The following is a 13,645-nucleotide window of genomic DNA, read 5'->3' on the forward strand; positions in this document are numbered from 1 at the left end:
CCGTCCTATGTGTACATTGACGGCCGCGCGCCGGTGATCCAACCCACCAACTCGTCGCCGTTCGTGTCGGAGGTCGGCACGTCGGCCACCTTGCGGCCGCGGTTGAGCACGGCGATCCGGTCGCACACACCGGTCGCGAGCGGCAGGTCGTGGGTGACGAGCACGCACGCCACCCCGTCCGCGGCCATCCGCCGGATCAGCGCCTGCACCTGCCGCGTCTGCTCGTAGCCCAGCGCGGCGGTCGGCTCGTCGAGCAGCAGCACACCGTGGTGTTCACCGGTGACGCGGGTCGCCGCCCGGGCCAGGGCCACCACCTGACGCTGCCCGCCGGAGAGCATCTCCACGGGACGGGTGACCGGTGCCGTCCGCACGCCGAGCCGTTCGAGTTCGGTGGCCGCCCGCTTTCGCTGTGCCTTGTGGTCGACGAATCCCAGCCACCCCAACGGTCCCCGGCGCAGGATCTCCCGGCCGATGGTGAGGTTGGTCGCGATGTCCTGGGCGTCGACGAGCGCGAGATCCTGGTACACCATCTGGATTCCGGCGTGCGTGGCGTCGCTCGGCCCGGAGAACCGGTGCGGCGTGCCGTGCACGAGAATCGTGCCGTTGGTGGGCTGGTGCGCGCCCGACATCACCTTGAGGAGGCTGGACTTGCCGGCACCGTTGTCGCCGAGCAGGCCGAGCACCTCGCCCGGCCGCACGGCGATGTCGATGCCGTCCAGCGCCCGTACGTAGCCGTAGTGCTGGTCGATGCCCTGGAGCTCCAGCGCGGCGGTCATGCTTGATCCTTGCTCTCGGTGTGTGCCGACGCCGCGGCGGTGGTCACCAGCCGCCGCGACACCGTTGTGGACACCCACTTCTCCAGCCCCAGCGACGCCAGCAGCAGCGCGCCGGTGACCGTGGTGGCCCAGAACGGCTGGATCCCCTTGAGCGTCAGGCCGTTGGAGATGGTCCCGAGGATCAGGGCGCCGACGAGCACCCGGGGCAGCGAACCGCGTCCACCGCTCAGCGACACCCCGGCGAGCGCGACGGCGGTGAGCGCGTTGAAGATGATCCCGGGATTCGCGGCGGGATTGGCCTCAGTGACCAGCGCGGCCGTCATCAGCCCGCCGAGCGCCGCGCAGAACCCGCTGATGACGAACGCGAGCACCTTGTACCGGTCGCTGTGGATGCCGCTGCGGCGCACCGCCTCCGCGTTGCCGCCGACCGCCATCAGCCGGATGCCGTCGCGGGTGCGGGTGAGGAACACGGTTCCGGCGAGGAACAGCGCGGCGACGATCCACACCGGTGCCGGCACGCCGGCGTACCGCCGCGTACCCATGAACTCCAGCCCCAGCAGGCCCGGAATGGTGTACCCGGCGGCGAGCGCGGAGGCCAATCCGGACAGCACCGACAGCGTCCCGATGGTGACGATGATCGGGTTGAAGCCGCGCAACGCGATCAGCCCGTTGACCAACCCCACCACCACTCCGACCGCCAGCCCGGCCGCGATGCCCAGCCACACCGGCACGTCGTGCGTCATCAACCACCCGCACACGCAGCCGGCCATCGCGGCCGTGCCGGGGATGCTGAGGTCGAGCGCGCCGCAGATGATCCCCACCGCGATGCCGGCCGCGAACACGGCGGTGAGCGCCGCGGCGTTGGCGATGAGGATCGCGTTGTCGACGGTGCCGAAGTAGGGCCGGGCCCAGACGCTGAACCCGATCAGCAGCAACGCCCACAGGACGAAGATGCCGCGGTCGCGGGCGAACACGAGCCACCGCACGTGTGCCTGGTCGCTGTCGGTCCGCCCGACAACCGCTGCCATCGTCATGAGCCCGCCGTGACGACCTTCTGCGGAACGATGAGCACCTCACCGTTCGCCTTGGGGTCGCCCTGCATCTTCACCAGCGTGTCGAACGACTGTGCCATGTCGGCCTGGAACTGCAGGGCCACCGAGGCGTAGATCTTGCCGTCCTTGACGCTCGCGAGCACCTCGTCGTTCCCACCGAAATCGGTGACGCACGTGAGGTTCTTCTTCGCCGCCGCGAACGCGCCCAGCGCGCCCAGGGCACCCTCGTCGTTGGCCGCCATCACCGCGGCGAGGTCCGGCTTGCCCTGCAACGCGGCTCCGATGTCGGTCTGCGACTGGGTCCGGTCCTTGGCGATGACCGTCTGCACGACGGTCGCGCCCGGGGCGGCGGCCTTCAACGCGTCGAGCGCGGCGGTGTCGAACTCCTTCTTGCCGGCCGACCCCTCGGTGCTGGCGGCGAACAGCACCTTGCCGGTGCCGCCGAGCTTCTCGGTCACACACTTGCCCAACTGCTCGCCCAGCGCCTTCCCGCCGGCGGCATAGTCGATGTAGTCGAACGTGATGCCCGGCTGCGGGCCGCTGAAGCCGTACTCGTCCGGCCGGCCGTTGACGAGGATCGGAATCCCCTTCGACTGCGCCGTCTTGAGGATCGGACCCATCGACTTCGGCGCGACGGCGATCACCCAGGCGGCGCCGGCCCGGCCGGAGCTGAGCACCTCGTTGAGCTGCTGGGTCTGCTTGCTGGCGTCGAAGTTGGGATCCTGGACGATGACCTCCCACTTCTTGTCGCCGGCGTAGTGCTTCACGCCCTCGGAGAGGCCCTTCAGCGCCGGTGGGGCGAGCGAGAGCGGGGAGAACACCAGGGTCTTGGGTAGGTCCTTGCCGGCGGCCGAGCCCGTGGACGGGCTCCCGGAACTGCCGCTGCAGGCCGTCAGGAACAACGCGACGCCGCCGAGGGCGAGGGCGAACGGGGCGCGCCGGGAGCGCCAGTTTCGAGAACTCATGACCGAACTCCTCTGAGGCGGGGGAGCCGTCACTTTCACTGAGTGAAAGTTACTTTGAAAGCGAATTACCGAGAACGTAGACGACCACACGGCAGATGTCCATGCCCTGCGCCCCGCGCCCCCGTCCCATCCCCCGGATCTTGGACTCCGCACGGGCCTATAGCCCCGCAACGAGTCCAAGATCGCCGGGTTGGGGTGCGCTACGGGGGGCGTTCTTTGGCGTGGATCAGGGCGACCATGGTGTCGTGGGCCGGGGTTGGGACGCCGACGCGGCGGCCCTCGGCGGCGATTCCGCCGTTCAGGACGTCGATCTCGGTCGGGCGGCCGGCGAGGATGTCCTGGAGCATCGAGGGCTTGTGGCCGTACGCCTCGCGGATCGCCTCCTCGACGGACTCGGCCGGGTCGCGGCTCAGCTCGATGCCGGCGGCGTCGCACACCGAGCGGGCCTCGGCGATCAGCCGGTCGACCTCGCGGCGTAGCTCCGCGTCGGTGCACACCTGGCCGACGGTCAGGCCGGTGAGGGCCGCCAGCGGGCTGGTCGCGGCGTTGAACACCACCTTCGTCCACTGTGGACCCCGGGCGTCGGGCACCGCGTGGGTCCGCAGGCCCGCTTCCGTCAGGAGGCGGGCCAGCAGGGCTATCTCGTCGGGGCGGGCCGGTGCGGGTTCGAACGGGCCGAGCCAGGTGTCGCCGGGCGCGTCGTACCGGACCGTGCCGGGCTCGGTGACCGCGCCGGCTGTCACGATCGTCCCGCGGATCACCCGGGGCACCACGGACGCGATCTGCTCCTCGTTGCCGACGCCGTTCTGCACGCTCGCCACCGCCGCGCCATCGAGCGCCGTATATGCGGCGCGGACGGCGTCGAGCGTATGCAACGCCTTTGTCGCCACGATGCCGAACGCGCACGGGGGCAACGCCGCGGCGTCCGTGCGGGCCCCGACCCGGGCGACGAAGTCGGCCTGTCCGGTGACGCGCAGACCCCCCGACGCGATGGCCGACACGTGCTCGCGCCACGGGTCGACCGCCCACACCTCGACGGACGGCAGCCGGGCGAGGTGCGCCGCGTACAGGCTGCCGATCGCCCCGCACCCGAGCACGGCAACGCGTACGGTGCTCACGCCATCGCCCCGCACCCCGGCACGGCGACGGGCGCCGTGGTCACCGGAGCGCCGTACCCCGGCGCGGCGACGGGCGCCGTGGTCACCGGAGCGCCGTACTCCGGCACGGCGACGCGGACCGTGGTCACGAGAGCGCCGCCGCGGCCAGAGCGGCGCAGCGCACCGGATCGGCGCCGCCGACGCCGAGTCCGGCCACCAGCCGGCCGTCGTCGAACACCGGAACGCCACCGGGCGCGGCGAGCAGCGGTGCGGGATGGAGCGCGCCCAACTGCGTCACCGCGGTTCCGTACCAACTCGCGACCACGAAACTGTCGCAGCCGAACCGGGCGGCGGTCGCCGCGGTCGCCAGGGCCACGTCGACGCCGGCGGCGGGCGCGTCGTCGATGCGGTCCTGCTGGATCGGGTCGCCGCCGGCGTCGACCACCGCGACGCTCACGCGCAGCCCGTTCTCCGCGGCCAGCCGCAGGACACGGTCGCACAGGGAACGGGCCCGATCGAGTGATGCCTGCGACGTGGACGCCGGCGCGGGCGCCATGCCGAGGCTCTCGGCCGGCGGCACCACGAGGTCGCCGAACCGCTGCTTCCACCGGGCCTCGTCGTCGCCGTGCTGGCCGACATAGGGGACGCCCAGCGCATACGCGATCAGCAGGTCCTCGGGGTTGGCCGGTCGGCCGTCGGCCGACACCACCTCCGGAGCGACGCCGGTGGGGAGGAACGGGCTCACCGTCGCCCCCGACGCGGCGATCCCCGCCACCACCACGCCGTGCTCGTCGCGCACCGGCATGCCGCCGGCGCCCGGGAAGACCGCCTCCGGCGAGACGCCGACGAAGCCGTTCGAGATCGGCGCCGGCAGCGTCGTCATCCGGTGCAGGTGCTCGGTGCTCGGGATCTGCTGGGTCGCCGCGATCCACGCCTTCGACCGCGCCCGCGCCATCCCGCCCGGGCCACCGTGGTCTAGCCGCGACGCGGTCACCAGCGCGCCGCTCGCACCGACGACCGCGACGCCGCCCCGCAACCCGAGCTGCTCGGCCTTGTCGACCGCCCGCCGCACCAGCGCCTGAGCGTCCACAAGGGACAGATCACGCGAGAACATCACGCGCCGACCATGTTGTAGCCGCCGTCGGCGACCATGTAGCCGCCGGTCATGTGCGACGCGTCGTCGGTGGCCAGGAACAGTGCGGTACCGGCGAGTTCGGCCGGACCCGGGATCCGGCGAAGCGGGGTCAACGAGCGCAACTGGTCGCCGCGGCCCGACCGCCAGTCCTCGCGGGCGAGCGTCGCCTCGGTCTCGATGAAGCCCGGCGCGAACACGTTCACCCGCACCGTCGGCGCGAACGCGTGCGCGTACGACTTGGTGGCGCCGAGGAGCCCGTACTTCGCCGCGGCGTACTGCGGCGCGCGGGGGCTGCCGCGCACGATCACGGTCGAGCCGATGTTGACGATCGCGCCGTGGCCCTGGTCGAGCATGCGCTTGCCGAACTCGTGGATGCAGGCCATCGTCCCCTTGATGTCCACCGCGAGCACGTGGTCGATGGACTCCTCGGTGATGTCGCGCCACGACATCTGGTCGCGGGCCACGTCGCCGACGTTGTTGATGAGCGCGTCGACGCCGCCGAGCCCGTCGAACGCGGCCTCGGCCAACGCGGCCACCTGTGCCCACTCGACGATGTCGGCCTGCAACAGAACGGCTTCGGCGCCGGCCGCGCGGACCCGCTCGGCCGTGCGCTGTGCGCCTTCCTTCGACGAGCGGTAGTGGACGCCCACCGCACGCGCCCCTTCTTCGGCCGCCCGCACGGCGATCTCGGCGCCGAACCCGGTACCGGAACCGGTGACGACCACCGTGCGGCCCTCGAAGCGGCGGGGGATGGGAACGGGTGTCAGTGGCACAAGGCCCTCCTCAAAAGATCAGACGAGCACGCGCCCGCCGTCGACGTAGAGCACCTGGCCGGTGATGAAGCGGGCACGGTCGGAGGCGAGGAACGTCACCGCGTCGGCGACCTCCTCGGGTACGCCGAGGCGCCGCGCCGGCACCAGGCTCTCCAGCGCCCGCCGGTTGCCGTCGCGGTCGAGGTAGTCGGCGGTCAGGTCGGTCTCGATGTAGCCGGGCGCGACGGCGTTGACGGTGACGTCGTGCGCCGCCCACTCCCGTGCCATCACGCGGACCAACTGGTTGAGGCCGCCCTTGGTCGCGGCGTACGGGGCGTGGTCGGCGTGGGCGAGCAGGCCGGACACCGACGACACGAACACCATCCGCCCGTACCCGGCGTCGACCATCCGGCGGCCCACCGCCTGGCCCAGCCAGAACGCGGTGGACAGGTTCAGCTCGACGATCGAGGCCCAGTCGCCGTCGTCGAGGTCGAGCACCGGACGCCGCACGTTGCGGCCGACCGCGTGCAGGAAGACCTGCGGCGTACCGACCTCCCGGACGGCCTCCGCCACGGCGTCGCGGCACCGGTCGGCCGACCGCAGGTCGGCGACGATCGTGCGGACGCAGCCGCCGGCCTCCTTCGCCGCCCGCGCCACCGCGTCGAGCCGGGCCCGGTCGACGTCGACGACGGCGACCGCGGCACCCTGTGCCGCCAGGCTCACGGCGCTGGCACCGCCCAGCCCGCCGGCCCCGGCCACCAGAGCCGGACGATCGGCGAGCGACAGCCAGTCCCGCATGTCCACCTCTTCCGCCTGTTGCCAGGCGACCGATTCTCGTATTGTGAAAGCGACTATCCGACAAGGTAGTCCAGGCGTCGGGGCCTGTCCAGGCGGTCCCTTCTAGGCTGGGCGCGGTCCCGAACAGGAAGGTGAACGATGGCGGAGAAGGCCGAAAAGCCCGAGTACCGGGTCGAGGCGCTGGCCAAGGGCCTGCGCCTGCTCAGCCTGTTCGACGAGCAGCGACCCACCTGGCGGGTGAGCGACCTCGCCACCGCCACCGGCCTGCCGATGCCCACCGTCTACCGCGTCGTCATGACGCTCACCGCGGAGGGCTATCTCGACCACCTGCCGGGCGGCGACTACCGGCCCGGCGTGCGCACCCTGACCCTCGGCACCGCGGCGCTGCGCAGCCTCGACCTGGTCGCGCTGGCGACCCCGAAGCTGCAACGCCTGGGCCAGGAGACGGGCGAGACGGTCAACCTCGCCGTGCTCACCGGCGACCGGGTGCTGTACCTCGTACGGTTGCGCAACTCCGACCTGGTCACCGCGAACATCCAGGTCGGCTCGACGCTGCCGGCCGTGCACACCTCGATCGGCAAGCTGCTGCTCGCCGATCTCGACGAGGCCGACCTGCGCGCCCGCGTCACCGCGGCGTCGTTCCCCGCCCAGCACGGCCCCAACGCCAAGGTGTCGCTCGACGAGCTCGGGCAGGAGCTGGCCCGGATCCGCGAGCAGGGCTGGGCGATGCAGGACGAGGAGCTGGCGCACGGCCTGCGCTCGGTCGCCGGGCCGATCCGGGGCGCCGGCGGGCGGGTCGTCGCCGGGGTCAACCTCGCCGTGCAGGCGCGCGACTGGTCGTCGCAGCGCATCGTCCGCGAGCTGAAGCCGGTGGTGCTCGACACCTGCGACGAGATCTCGAAACTGGTCACCGGATGACAAGGCTGCCCAAACTGCCGCCGCACGATCTCACCGACGATCAGCGCGCCGTCTACGACAGCATCGCCGGCGGCCGCCGCGCCCAGGGCCCGCAACGGTTCCGGCTCACCGACGACGACGGCGCGCTCGAAGGCCCGTTCAACGCGTTCCTGCTGCAGCCCCGGGTCGGCCACGCGCTGCAGGCGCTCGGCGCGGCGATCCGCTACGAGACCCACCTCAGCGACCGGCACCGCGAGATCGCGATCCTGGTGGTGGCGGCGCAGCAGGAGTCCGCGTTCGAGTGGCACGCCCACGAGGGCCAGGGCCGCGACGCCGGGCTCACCGACGACGAACTGGCCGCGCTGCGGGAAGGCCGGTTCGGCAACCTGCGCGATGGCGCGGTCGCGGAGACGGCGTACGCCCTGGTGGCGCGCGGCGACCTCGACGACGCGGAGTACGCCCGGGCGCTCGACGTGCTCGGGGAGCCGGGGCTGTTCGAGGTGCTCACGCTCGTCGGCTATTACCGCGCCCTCGCCGTGCAGCTCCGGGTGTTCCGGGTGTAGGCTCCCGATCCACGGAAGCAGCTTTCGCCATATGAGAACTGGGGGCGACCCATGAAGCTCGTGACGTTCGACGACGGCCGGCCCGGCCGCCTCGACGGCGACACCGTCGTGGAACTGGACTGCGCCTCCACCCGCGAGTACTTCGAGCGCAACGGCGAGGTCGAGGAGACGGGCCGCCGCATCGCGCTGAGCGACGTGAAACTGCGTGCCCCGATCGTCCCCAAGAAGTTCTTCCACACCGCCGGCAACTTCACCGAGCACCACACCGAACTGCAGGCGGTGCAGTGGTCGCACCCGGTGCACAAGGGCATCGTGTTCTTCCAGAACGTCGACGCGATCATCGGCCCCGACGAGGCGATCGTCTACCCCGAGGGCCTCACGAAAGAGCTCGACTACGAACTCGAACTGGCGATCGTCATCGGCAAGAGCGGCAAGTTCTTCGGGCCCGAGGAAGCGGAGAGCTACATCGCCGGCTACACCGTCTTCAACGACATCACCGCGCGCGACATCCAGCGCCGCGAGATGCAGTCGGGCGTGTTCTCGTTCTCCAAGAGCATCGACACGTTCTGCCCGATCGGCCCGTGGATCGTCACCACCGACGAGATCCCCGACCCGCAGAAACTCGCGATGCGGCTGAGCGTGAACGGCGACGTGCGCCAGCAGGGCAACACCGCGCAGATGGTCATCTCGATCCCGCACCTGGTCGCCTACCACTCGGCACAGGGCTACAGCGCCGGCGACATCATCACCACCGGCACGATCTCCGGCGTCGCCGCCGTGCAGCCCGACCCGTTCCAGTTCTATCTGCGGCCGGGCGACCGGATCGAGGCCGAGATCGAGGGCGTCGGCGTGCTGCGCAACCACGTGGTGCCGTGGAGCGCGGCGCACGATACGCCGCCGTACTCCACCGACCTCTACTCGTCGACCGTCGGCTGACCATGCGCTTCGGTACGGTGCGCGGCCGCTTCGTCGTGGTCCGCGACGGAATGGCCCTCGATGTGGCGACCGGCGGTTTCGGGCCATCGCCCCTCACCGTTCTAGAACAATGGGACGCGGTGCGCACCTGGGCCGCCACCGCCGACTGGAGCGGCGCGGTCGCTGTGGAGGACGTCGACCTGGGGCCGCCGGTGCCCGCCCCGCGGCAGGTGTTCGCGATCGCCCTGAACTACCGCCCGCACGCCGCCGAGGCCGGGTTCACGCCGCCGACGGCGCCGCTGGTGTTCACCAAGTTCCCGTCCTGCGTCACCGGCCCGGTGACCACCGTGACCCTGCCGCCCGGCAACGTCGACTGGGAGATCGAGGTGGTCGCGGTCATCGGCCGGGGCGGCCACCGCATCCCCCGGTCGGAGGCGTGGGCCGCCGTCGCCGGCCTGACGTGCGGACAGGACCTGTCCGAGCGGCTGCTCCAGATGCGCGGCACCCCGCCCCAGTTCTCGCTGGCGAAGTCGTTTCCGGGGTTCGGGCCGACCGGCCCCGTCGCGGTGACGCCCGACGAGTTCCCCGACCGCGACGACATCCACTTCGAGTCGGTCCTCTATCCGGCCGGCGGACACAGCGAGGTCCTGCAGAGCGGCAGCACCGCCGAGCTGATCTTCCCGATCGACGACCTGGTGAGCCGGCTCTCCGCGGTGTGCACCCTGCTGCCCGGCGACCTCGTCTTCACCGGCACGCCCGGCGGCGTCGGCAACCGCCGAACGCCCCCGCGCTTCCTGGCCCCCGGCGACGTCCTGGTCAGCCACATGGACGGCGTGGGTGAACTGCGGCAGACGTTCACGTCGGAAGCTCCTGCCGCCCGCTGATCCCGAGCTTGCGGTAGGCCCGGTACAGGTGGCTCTGCACGGTGCGGACCGACAGGTGCAGCCGTCCGGCGATGTCGCGGTCGCTGTGCCCGCGCGTCGCCAGGTCGACCACCTCCCGCTCGCGCGCCGTCAACGGATCGGCGACGGTCGCCGGCACGCTCCGGACCGGTCCGCACCGGGCGAGCAGGCGGTCGGCCGCCGCGGCCGACGCCAGCGCCGGCGCCGGGTGGCCGCCGGCCCGGTGCAGGTGACCGGCGCGCACGAGCGTCTCGGCGGCCCGCAGGTCGCAGCCGAGAGCGGCGAGATCGTGGGCGGCGAGATCCATCGCGGCGGCCTCAGTGGCTGCGGCGTTCGCCGCCATCGCCCGCAGCAGCGGACTCTGTGACCGGTCGGCGAGCCGCCCGAGCCACGGCGCGACGCCGGTGGCGCCGAGGCGGTGGGCGTCGTGCAGGACCCAGCCGGCCATCAGGTGGGACCCGGCGGCCTCCAGCGTCCGGGCGTGCGCCAGCGCCAGGTCGCGCGCCCGGCTCGTCTCGCCAGTGGCCGCGACCGACCACACCGCGCCGCCGCACCGGGGCGGCACGAACCCGGCCGGCAGCACGGCGCTCAGCCGTCCGGCCGTCGCAGCGGCGTTGTCTGCGTCGCCGCGGAGCGCGTACGCCTCGGCCAGCGCGTCGAGGCTCCACAGGTGCGGGCTCGCCGGCAGGCCGGCGATCGGCATCAGCGCGACCGCCTCCCGCAGCCAGCGGACGCCCGCCTCGGCATGACCGGCGAGCACCGCGACCTGGCCGAGCTCGTGGGTCCAGTACGCCCGCAGCGCGGCGCCGCCCGGGGTGGCCGCCGCCTCGGCCAGCCCGGTGGTGCCCACCTCCCGGGCGAGCGCGATCCGGCCGTGGAACGCGTACGCCTGCAACAGGGCCATGCGGACCAACGCGGTTCGGGTGCTCACCGCGTCACCGAAAATTCCCCGCGACGCGCGCAACGCGCGGAGCGTGGCCTCGCCCAGCGAGATCGCGTCTCCGGTGCGCCCCGCGCAGGCCAGCGCGCGCACCCGCGAGATGGCGAGGCGGCCGAGCACGGCGGGGTCGTCGGTGGGCACCTCGTCGCCGTGGTCGAGGCTCAGCGCGATGTGCCCGGTGGAGAACGCCTGCGCGGCCTGTTGCAGCGCCAGCCGGATCCGCAGCGCCGGGTTCTTCGCGGTGGCCCGGGCCTCCGCGAGGACCGACCGGGCCGACTCCACCCGGCCCAGGACAAGATCGAGATTGGACCGGGCGGAGGCGACCCGCACCCGCTCGGCGTCGCCCGTGGCGGTGTCGGCGAGCTCGGCCGCGAGCGCGAGCGCCTCGTCGCCCCGCTGCTCGTAGGGAAGCTCGGCGAGCAGCACCATCCGTGCCTCGAACCCGCCGCCGGCGGCCACGGCCGCCCGCGCCAACCGGGCGGCGAGCTCGTGGTCGAGACCCTCGGACGCCTCCCGGGCCGCTTCGAGCAGCTCCGCCGGCTCGACCGGAAGACCACCGTCGAGGCGCCAGCCGACCACGCGGAGGCGGGGCAGCGTTGCCGGCAGCGTCGCCAGCCGCCGGCAGTGTGCGCGGGCCCGCAGCGGCGGAACGGTGGCTTTGAGCGATTCCGCGTACAGCGGATGGACCAGGCGCACCTCGCCCGGCGACGCGGTTGCCAGCAATCGCTCGTCTTCGAGGCCTTGGCGTTCGTCGGCGGTGAGCAGGTGTTCGAGGGCGTCGGCCGGCACCGGCTCGGCCAGCGCGACGAGTTCCGCGGTGGCCCGGACGTCCGGCGGCAGCCGGTCGAGCCGGGCGGCGATCGCGGCGGGCAGGCTGTCGGCGACGACGAGCGGGCCTTGTGCCCGCCATACGCCGCCGTTGCGCCGCAGTCGTGCGGCGTCGACGAGTTCGCGCAGCAGCAGGGGGTTGCCCTGGCTCAGCTCCGCGAGGCGGGCGGCCAGCGCGGTCTCGACCGGGCCGCCGAGCGCCTGTTCGAGCACCTCGGCGACCTCGGTCGGGTCGAGCGGGCCGAGCGTGACGCGGTCGAGGTCGCGCAGCCACGGCCAGGGGAGCGGGCCGGTGCCGCGGACCGTCAGCACCACCGGGACCGTCGTGTTGGCGACGAGGTGGGCGAGCAGCGCGACGGAGGCGGCGTCGAGCCGGTGCGCGTCGTCGACAGCCACCGCGCCACGGCGCGCGACGAGCGCCGCCGCGGCCAGGCTCAGCTGCGCCTCCACGCTCGTCGTGGGCCTGATCAACGGGGCGAACGGTCCCAGCGGGACGCCCGGAGCGCCCGTCGCCCAGTAGACGCCGGGGACGCGTTCGCGCGCGGCGGCCAGCAGCCGGGTCTTCCCGGTGCCCGCGCCGCCGCACACCACCAGGCCACCGGGCCGCCGCAGCGCGCCGGCGAGGCGGTCGACCTGCGCCGATCGCCCGACGAAGGGCCATTGCGTCACGAGTGCAGTATCCGACTACTGACGACCGCCGCTCTCTTGGTAGGCACCGTGTTGCCATGCGGAGCGACGTGGTGGTGGTCGGGGCGAGCGTGGCCGGGTGCACGGCGGCGATGCTGTACGGGCGGGCCGGTCTCACGGTGACGGTGGTGGAGAAGGCGCGCGACGCGTCGGCGTTCAAGGGGCTGTGCGGGCACTTCGTGCTCGGCGGCACCGCGGCGATGCTGCGCCGCACCGGCCTGTGGGACCGGATGGTCGCGGCCGGCGCGGTAGCCGGCGGGATCGAACGCTGGACCGGCACCGGCTGGTCCGTGCCACCGGCCGACGCGCCGGAGGCGATCAGCCTGCGCCGCGAGCGGCTCGACCCGCTGCTGCGGTCGGTGGCGGCCGGCACGCCCGGCGTGGAGATCGTGTACGGCGCGGCCGTCGAGGGCCTGCTCACCGAGGGCGGCCGGGTCACCGGCGTCCGGACCCGGGACGGGCGCGAGTTCCGCGGTCGCCTGGTGGTCGGCGCCGACGGCTACCGGTCCACGGTCGCCGGCCTCGCCGACGCGAAGACCGACACGGCGCCGAACAACCGCTTCGGCATGTGGGCGTACTACCGGGGACTGTCGCGGGCGTCCAACCGGATCTGGATGCTGGAGCCCGACGTCGCGATCACCATCCGCACCGACGACGACCTGACCATGCTGGTCGCGTTCCCCGACAAGGCGCGGCTGCCGGCCTTCCGCGCCGACCGCGCCGGTGCGCTGGAGTCGTTCGTCGCCGCGCTGCCCGACGGACCCGACCTGGCGGGCGCTTCGCGGGTCTCGCCCGTGATCGGGATGACCGACTACCCCTGCGTACGCCGCGACCCGACCCCCGCGCCCGGGCTGGTGCTGGTCGGCGACGCCGCGCTGGCCGGCGACCCGCAACCGGCGGTCGGCTGCGGCTGGGCGTTCCGCGCGGCCGAATGGCTGGTTCTCGAGACCGCCCCGGCCCTGCGCGGCGGCGGCGGCGGAGGCGGGGGCGACGGCGACGGCGACGGGGGCGGCGGAGGCGGGGGCGGCGGCGACCGGACGGGCCGGCCGGCTCCGGCGCTGCGTGTCCGCGGCGACCCGGCGGAGCGGCGGGCCCTGGCCGCCTATCGACGGCGGCTGAAGTTCATCGTGGCCCACGACCGGCTGGCCCGGAAGGGCGCGCTGGCCAACCCGCCCGACGCCGTGCAGCGGCTGCTGTTCCGCGCCGCCACCCGCGATCCAGCGGTCGCCGCCCGCCTGTACCTGCTGAGCATGCGCGCCGTCCCGGTCAGCGCCGTGGCCAACCCATGGTTCCTCGCCCAGGCCGCCCTCCGCGCCGGAGTCCGCTGACGCCCGCCCC

Annotated in this window: 14 protein-coding genes; 5 read left to right on the top strand and 9 right to left on the bottom strand. The window is 73.2% G+C overall.

Annotated elements, in window-relative coordinates; genetic code table 11:
* Nucleotides 1–5 precede the first annotated feature (5 nt).
* The 8 genes from Vau01_RS33750 to Vau01_RS33780 form a co-directional block, all read right to left on the bottom strand.
* Complete coding sequence (locus tag Vau01_RS33750; protein WP_204001114.1) at nucleotides 6–776, bottom strand: ATP-binding cassette domain-containing protein; 771 nt, start codon at nucleotides 774–776, stop codon at nucleotides 6–8.
* Complete coding sequence (locus tag Vau01_RS33755; protein WP_204001117.1) at nucleotides 773–1,810, bottom strand: ABC transporter permease; 1,038 nt, start codon at nucleotides 1,808–1,810, stop codon at nucleotides 773–775. The genes Vau01_RS33750 and Vau01_RS33755 overlap by 4 nt, the downstream gene beginning before the upstream one ends.
* Nucleotides 1,807–2,793, bottom strand: coding sequence for a sugar ABC transporter substrate-binding protein (locus Vau01_RS33760; RefSeq protein ID WP_204001119.1), 987 nt, complete (start codon nucleotides 2,791–2,793; stop codon nucleotides 1,807–1,809). Before Vau01_RS33760 ends, Vau01_RS33755 begins: the two co-directional genes overlap by 4 nt.
* A gap of 200 nt (nucleotides 2,794–2,993) precedes the next feature.
* On the bottom strand, nucleotides 2,994–3,911 hold the full coding sequence (locus Vau01_RS33765; protein WP_204001121.1) for a ketopantoate reductase family protein: 918 nt from the start codon (nucleotides 3,909–3,911) through the stop codon (nucleotides 2,994–2,996).
* On the bottom strand, nucleotides 3,908–4,039 hold the full coding sequence (locus tag Vau01_RS64745) for a hypothetical protein (RefSeq protein WP_275423982.1): 132 nt from the start codon (nucleotides 4,037–4,039) through the stop codon (nucleotides 3,908–3,910). Before Vau01_RS64745 ends, Vau01_RS33765 begins: the two co-directional genes overlap by 4 nt.
* On the bottom strand, nucleotides 4,036–5,004 hold the full coding sequence (locus Vau01_RS33770; RefSeq protein ID WP_239152072.1) for a GlcG/HbpS family heme-binding protein: 969 nt from the start codon (nucleotides 5,002–5,004) through the stop codon (nucleotides 4,036–4,038). Before Vau01_RS33770 ends, Vau01_RS64745 begins: the two co-directional genes overlap by 4 nt.
* Nucleotides 5,004–5,798: an SDR family NAD(P)-dependent oxidoreductase gene (locus Vau01_RS33775; RefSeq protein ID WP_239152058.1), complete on the bottom strand. Its 795-nt coding sequence runs from the start codon at nucleotides 5,796–5,798 to the stop codon at nucleotides 5,004–5,006. The genes Vau01_RS33770 and Vau01_RS33775 overlap by 1 nt, the downstream gene beginning before the upstream one ends.
* An 18-nt stretch (nucleotides 5,799–5,816) precedes the next feature.
* Nucleotides 5,817–6,575, bottom strand: a complete 759-nt coding sequence (locus tag Vau01_RS33780; protein ID WP_204001125.1) for an SDR family NAD(P)-dependent oxidoreductase — start codon at nucleotides 6,573–6,575, stop codon at nucleotides 5,817–5,819.
* 138 nt (nucleotides 6,576–6,713) lie between these two features.
* Here Vau01_RS33780 and Vau01_RS33785 point away from each other — a divergent pair, with 138 nt between their 5' ends.
* The 4 genes from Vau01_RS33785 to Vau01_RS33800 are packed head-to-tail and all read left to right on the top strand — an operon-like array spanning nucleotide 6,714 to nucleotide 9,834.
* Nucleotides 6,714–7,493, top strand: a complete 780-nt coding sequence (locus Vau01_RS33785) for an IclR family transcriptional regulator (protein WP_204001127.1) — start codon at nucleotides 6,714–6,716, stop codon at nucleotides 7,491–7,493.
* Nucleotides 7,490–8,035 (top strand): carboxymuconolactone decarboxylase family protein, encoded by a 546-nt coding sequence (locus Vau01_RS33790; protein WP_204001130.1) that lies wholly within the window; start codon nucleotides 7,490–7,492, stop codon nucleotides 8,033–8,035. The genes Vau01_RS33785 and Vau01_RS33790 overlap by 4 nt, the downstream gene beginning before the upstream one ends.
* A gap of 51 nt (nucleotides 8,036–8,086) precedes the next feature.
* On the top strand, nucleotides 8,087–8,971 hold the full coding sequence (locus Vau01_RS33795) for a fumarylacetoacetate hydrolase family protein (RefSeq protein WP_204001133.1): 885 nt from the start codon (nucleotides 8,087–8,089) through the stop codon (nucleotides 8,969–8,971).
* A 2-nt stretch (nucleotides 8,972–8,973) separates the two neighbouring features.
* Nucleotides 8,974–9,834 carry a fumarylacetoacetate hydrolase family protein gene (locus tag Vau01_RS33800; RefSeq protein ID WP_204001136.1) on the top strand — a complete coding sequence of 287 codons (861 nt, stop codon included), beginning with the start codon at nucleotides 8,974–8,976 and terminating at the stop codon, nucleotides 9,832–9,834.
* Here the strand turns inward: Vau01_RS33800 and Vau01_RS33805 are convergent.
* The gene (locus Vau01_RS33805) at nucleotides 9,806–12,289 is read right to left on the bottom strand and encodes a helix-turn-helix transcriptional regulator (RefSeq protein ID WP_204001140.1); all 2,484 of its coding nucleotides are present in this window, start codon (nucleotides 12,287–12,289) and stop codon (nucleotides 9,806–9,808) included. The genes Vau01_RS33800 and Vau01_RS33805 overlap by 29 nt on opposite strands.
* Before the next feature lie 56 nt (nucleotides 12,290–12,345).
* On the opposite strand from Vau01_RS33805, the gene Vau01_RS33810 reads away from it, so the two are divergent.
* Nucleotides 12,346–13,635: an NAD(P)/FAD-dependent oxidoreductase gene (locus Vau01_RS33810; protein ID WP_204001143.1), complete on the top strand. Its 1,290-nt coding sequence runs from the start codon at nucleotides 12,346–12,348 to the stop codon at nucleotides 13,633–13,635.
* The last annotated feature ends 10 nt before the right edge of the window (nucleotides 13,636–13,645 follow it).

It is taken from the genome of Virgisporangium aurantiacum (assembly GCF_016863635.1).
Taxonomy (GTDB): Bacteria; Actinomycetota; Actinomycetes; order Mycobacteriales; family Micromonosporaceae; genus Virgisporangium; species Virgisporangium aurantiacum.

Bases quoted from the DNA above. Each gene is read 5' to 3' on its own strand.
- Vau01_RS33750 (WP_204001114.1), bottom strand. From the start codon at position 776: ATGACCGCCGCGCTGGAGCTCCAGGGCATCGACCAGCACTACGGCTAC.
- Vau01_RS33755 (WP_204001117.1), bottom strand. From the start codon at position 1,810: ATGACGATGGCAGCGGTTGTCGGGCGGACCGACAGCGACCAGGCACAC.
- Vau01_RS33760 (WP_204001119.1), bottom strand. From the start codon at position 2,793: ATGAGTTCTCGAAACTGGCGCTCCCGGCGCGCCCCGTTCGCCCTCGCC.
- Vau01_RS33770 (WP_239152072.1), bottom strand. From the start codon at position 5,004: ATGTTCTCGCGTGATCTGTCCCTTGTGGACGCTCAGGCGCTGGTGCGG.
- Vau01_RS33780 (WP_204001125.1), bottom strand. From the start codon at position 6,575: ATGCGGGACTGGCTGTCGCTCGCCGATCGTCCGGCTCTGGTGGCCGGG.
- Vau01_RS33785 (WP_204001127.1), top strand. From the start codon at position 6,714: ATGGCGGAGAAGGCCGAAAAGCCCGAGTACCGGGTCGAGGCGCTGGCC.
- Vau01_RS33790 (WP_204001130.1), top strand. From the start codon at position 7,490: ATGACAAGGCTGCCCAAACTGCCGCCGCACGATCTCACCGACGATCAG.
- Vau01_RS33795 (WP_204001133.1), top strand. From the start codon at position 8,087: ATGAAGCTCGTGACGTTCGACGACGGCCGGCCCGGCCGCCTCGACGGC.
- Vau01_RS33800 (WP_204001136.1), top strand. From the start codon at position 8,974: ATGCGCTTCGGTACGGTGCGCGGCCGCTTCGTCGTGGTCCGCGACGGA.
- Vau01_RS33810 (WP_204001143.1), top strand. From the start codon at position 12,346: ATGCGGAGCGACGTGGTGGTGGTCGGGGCGAGCGTGGCCGGGTGCACG.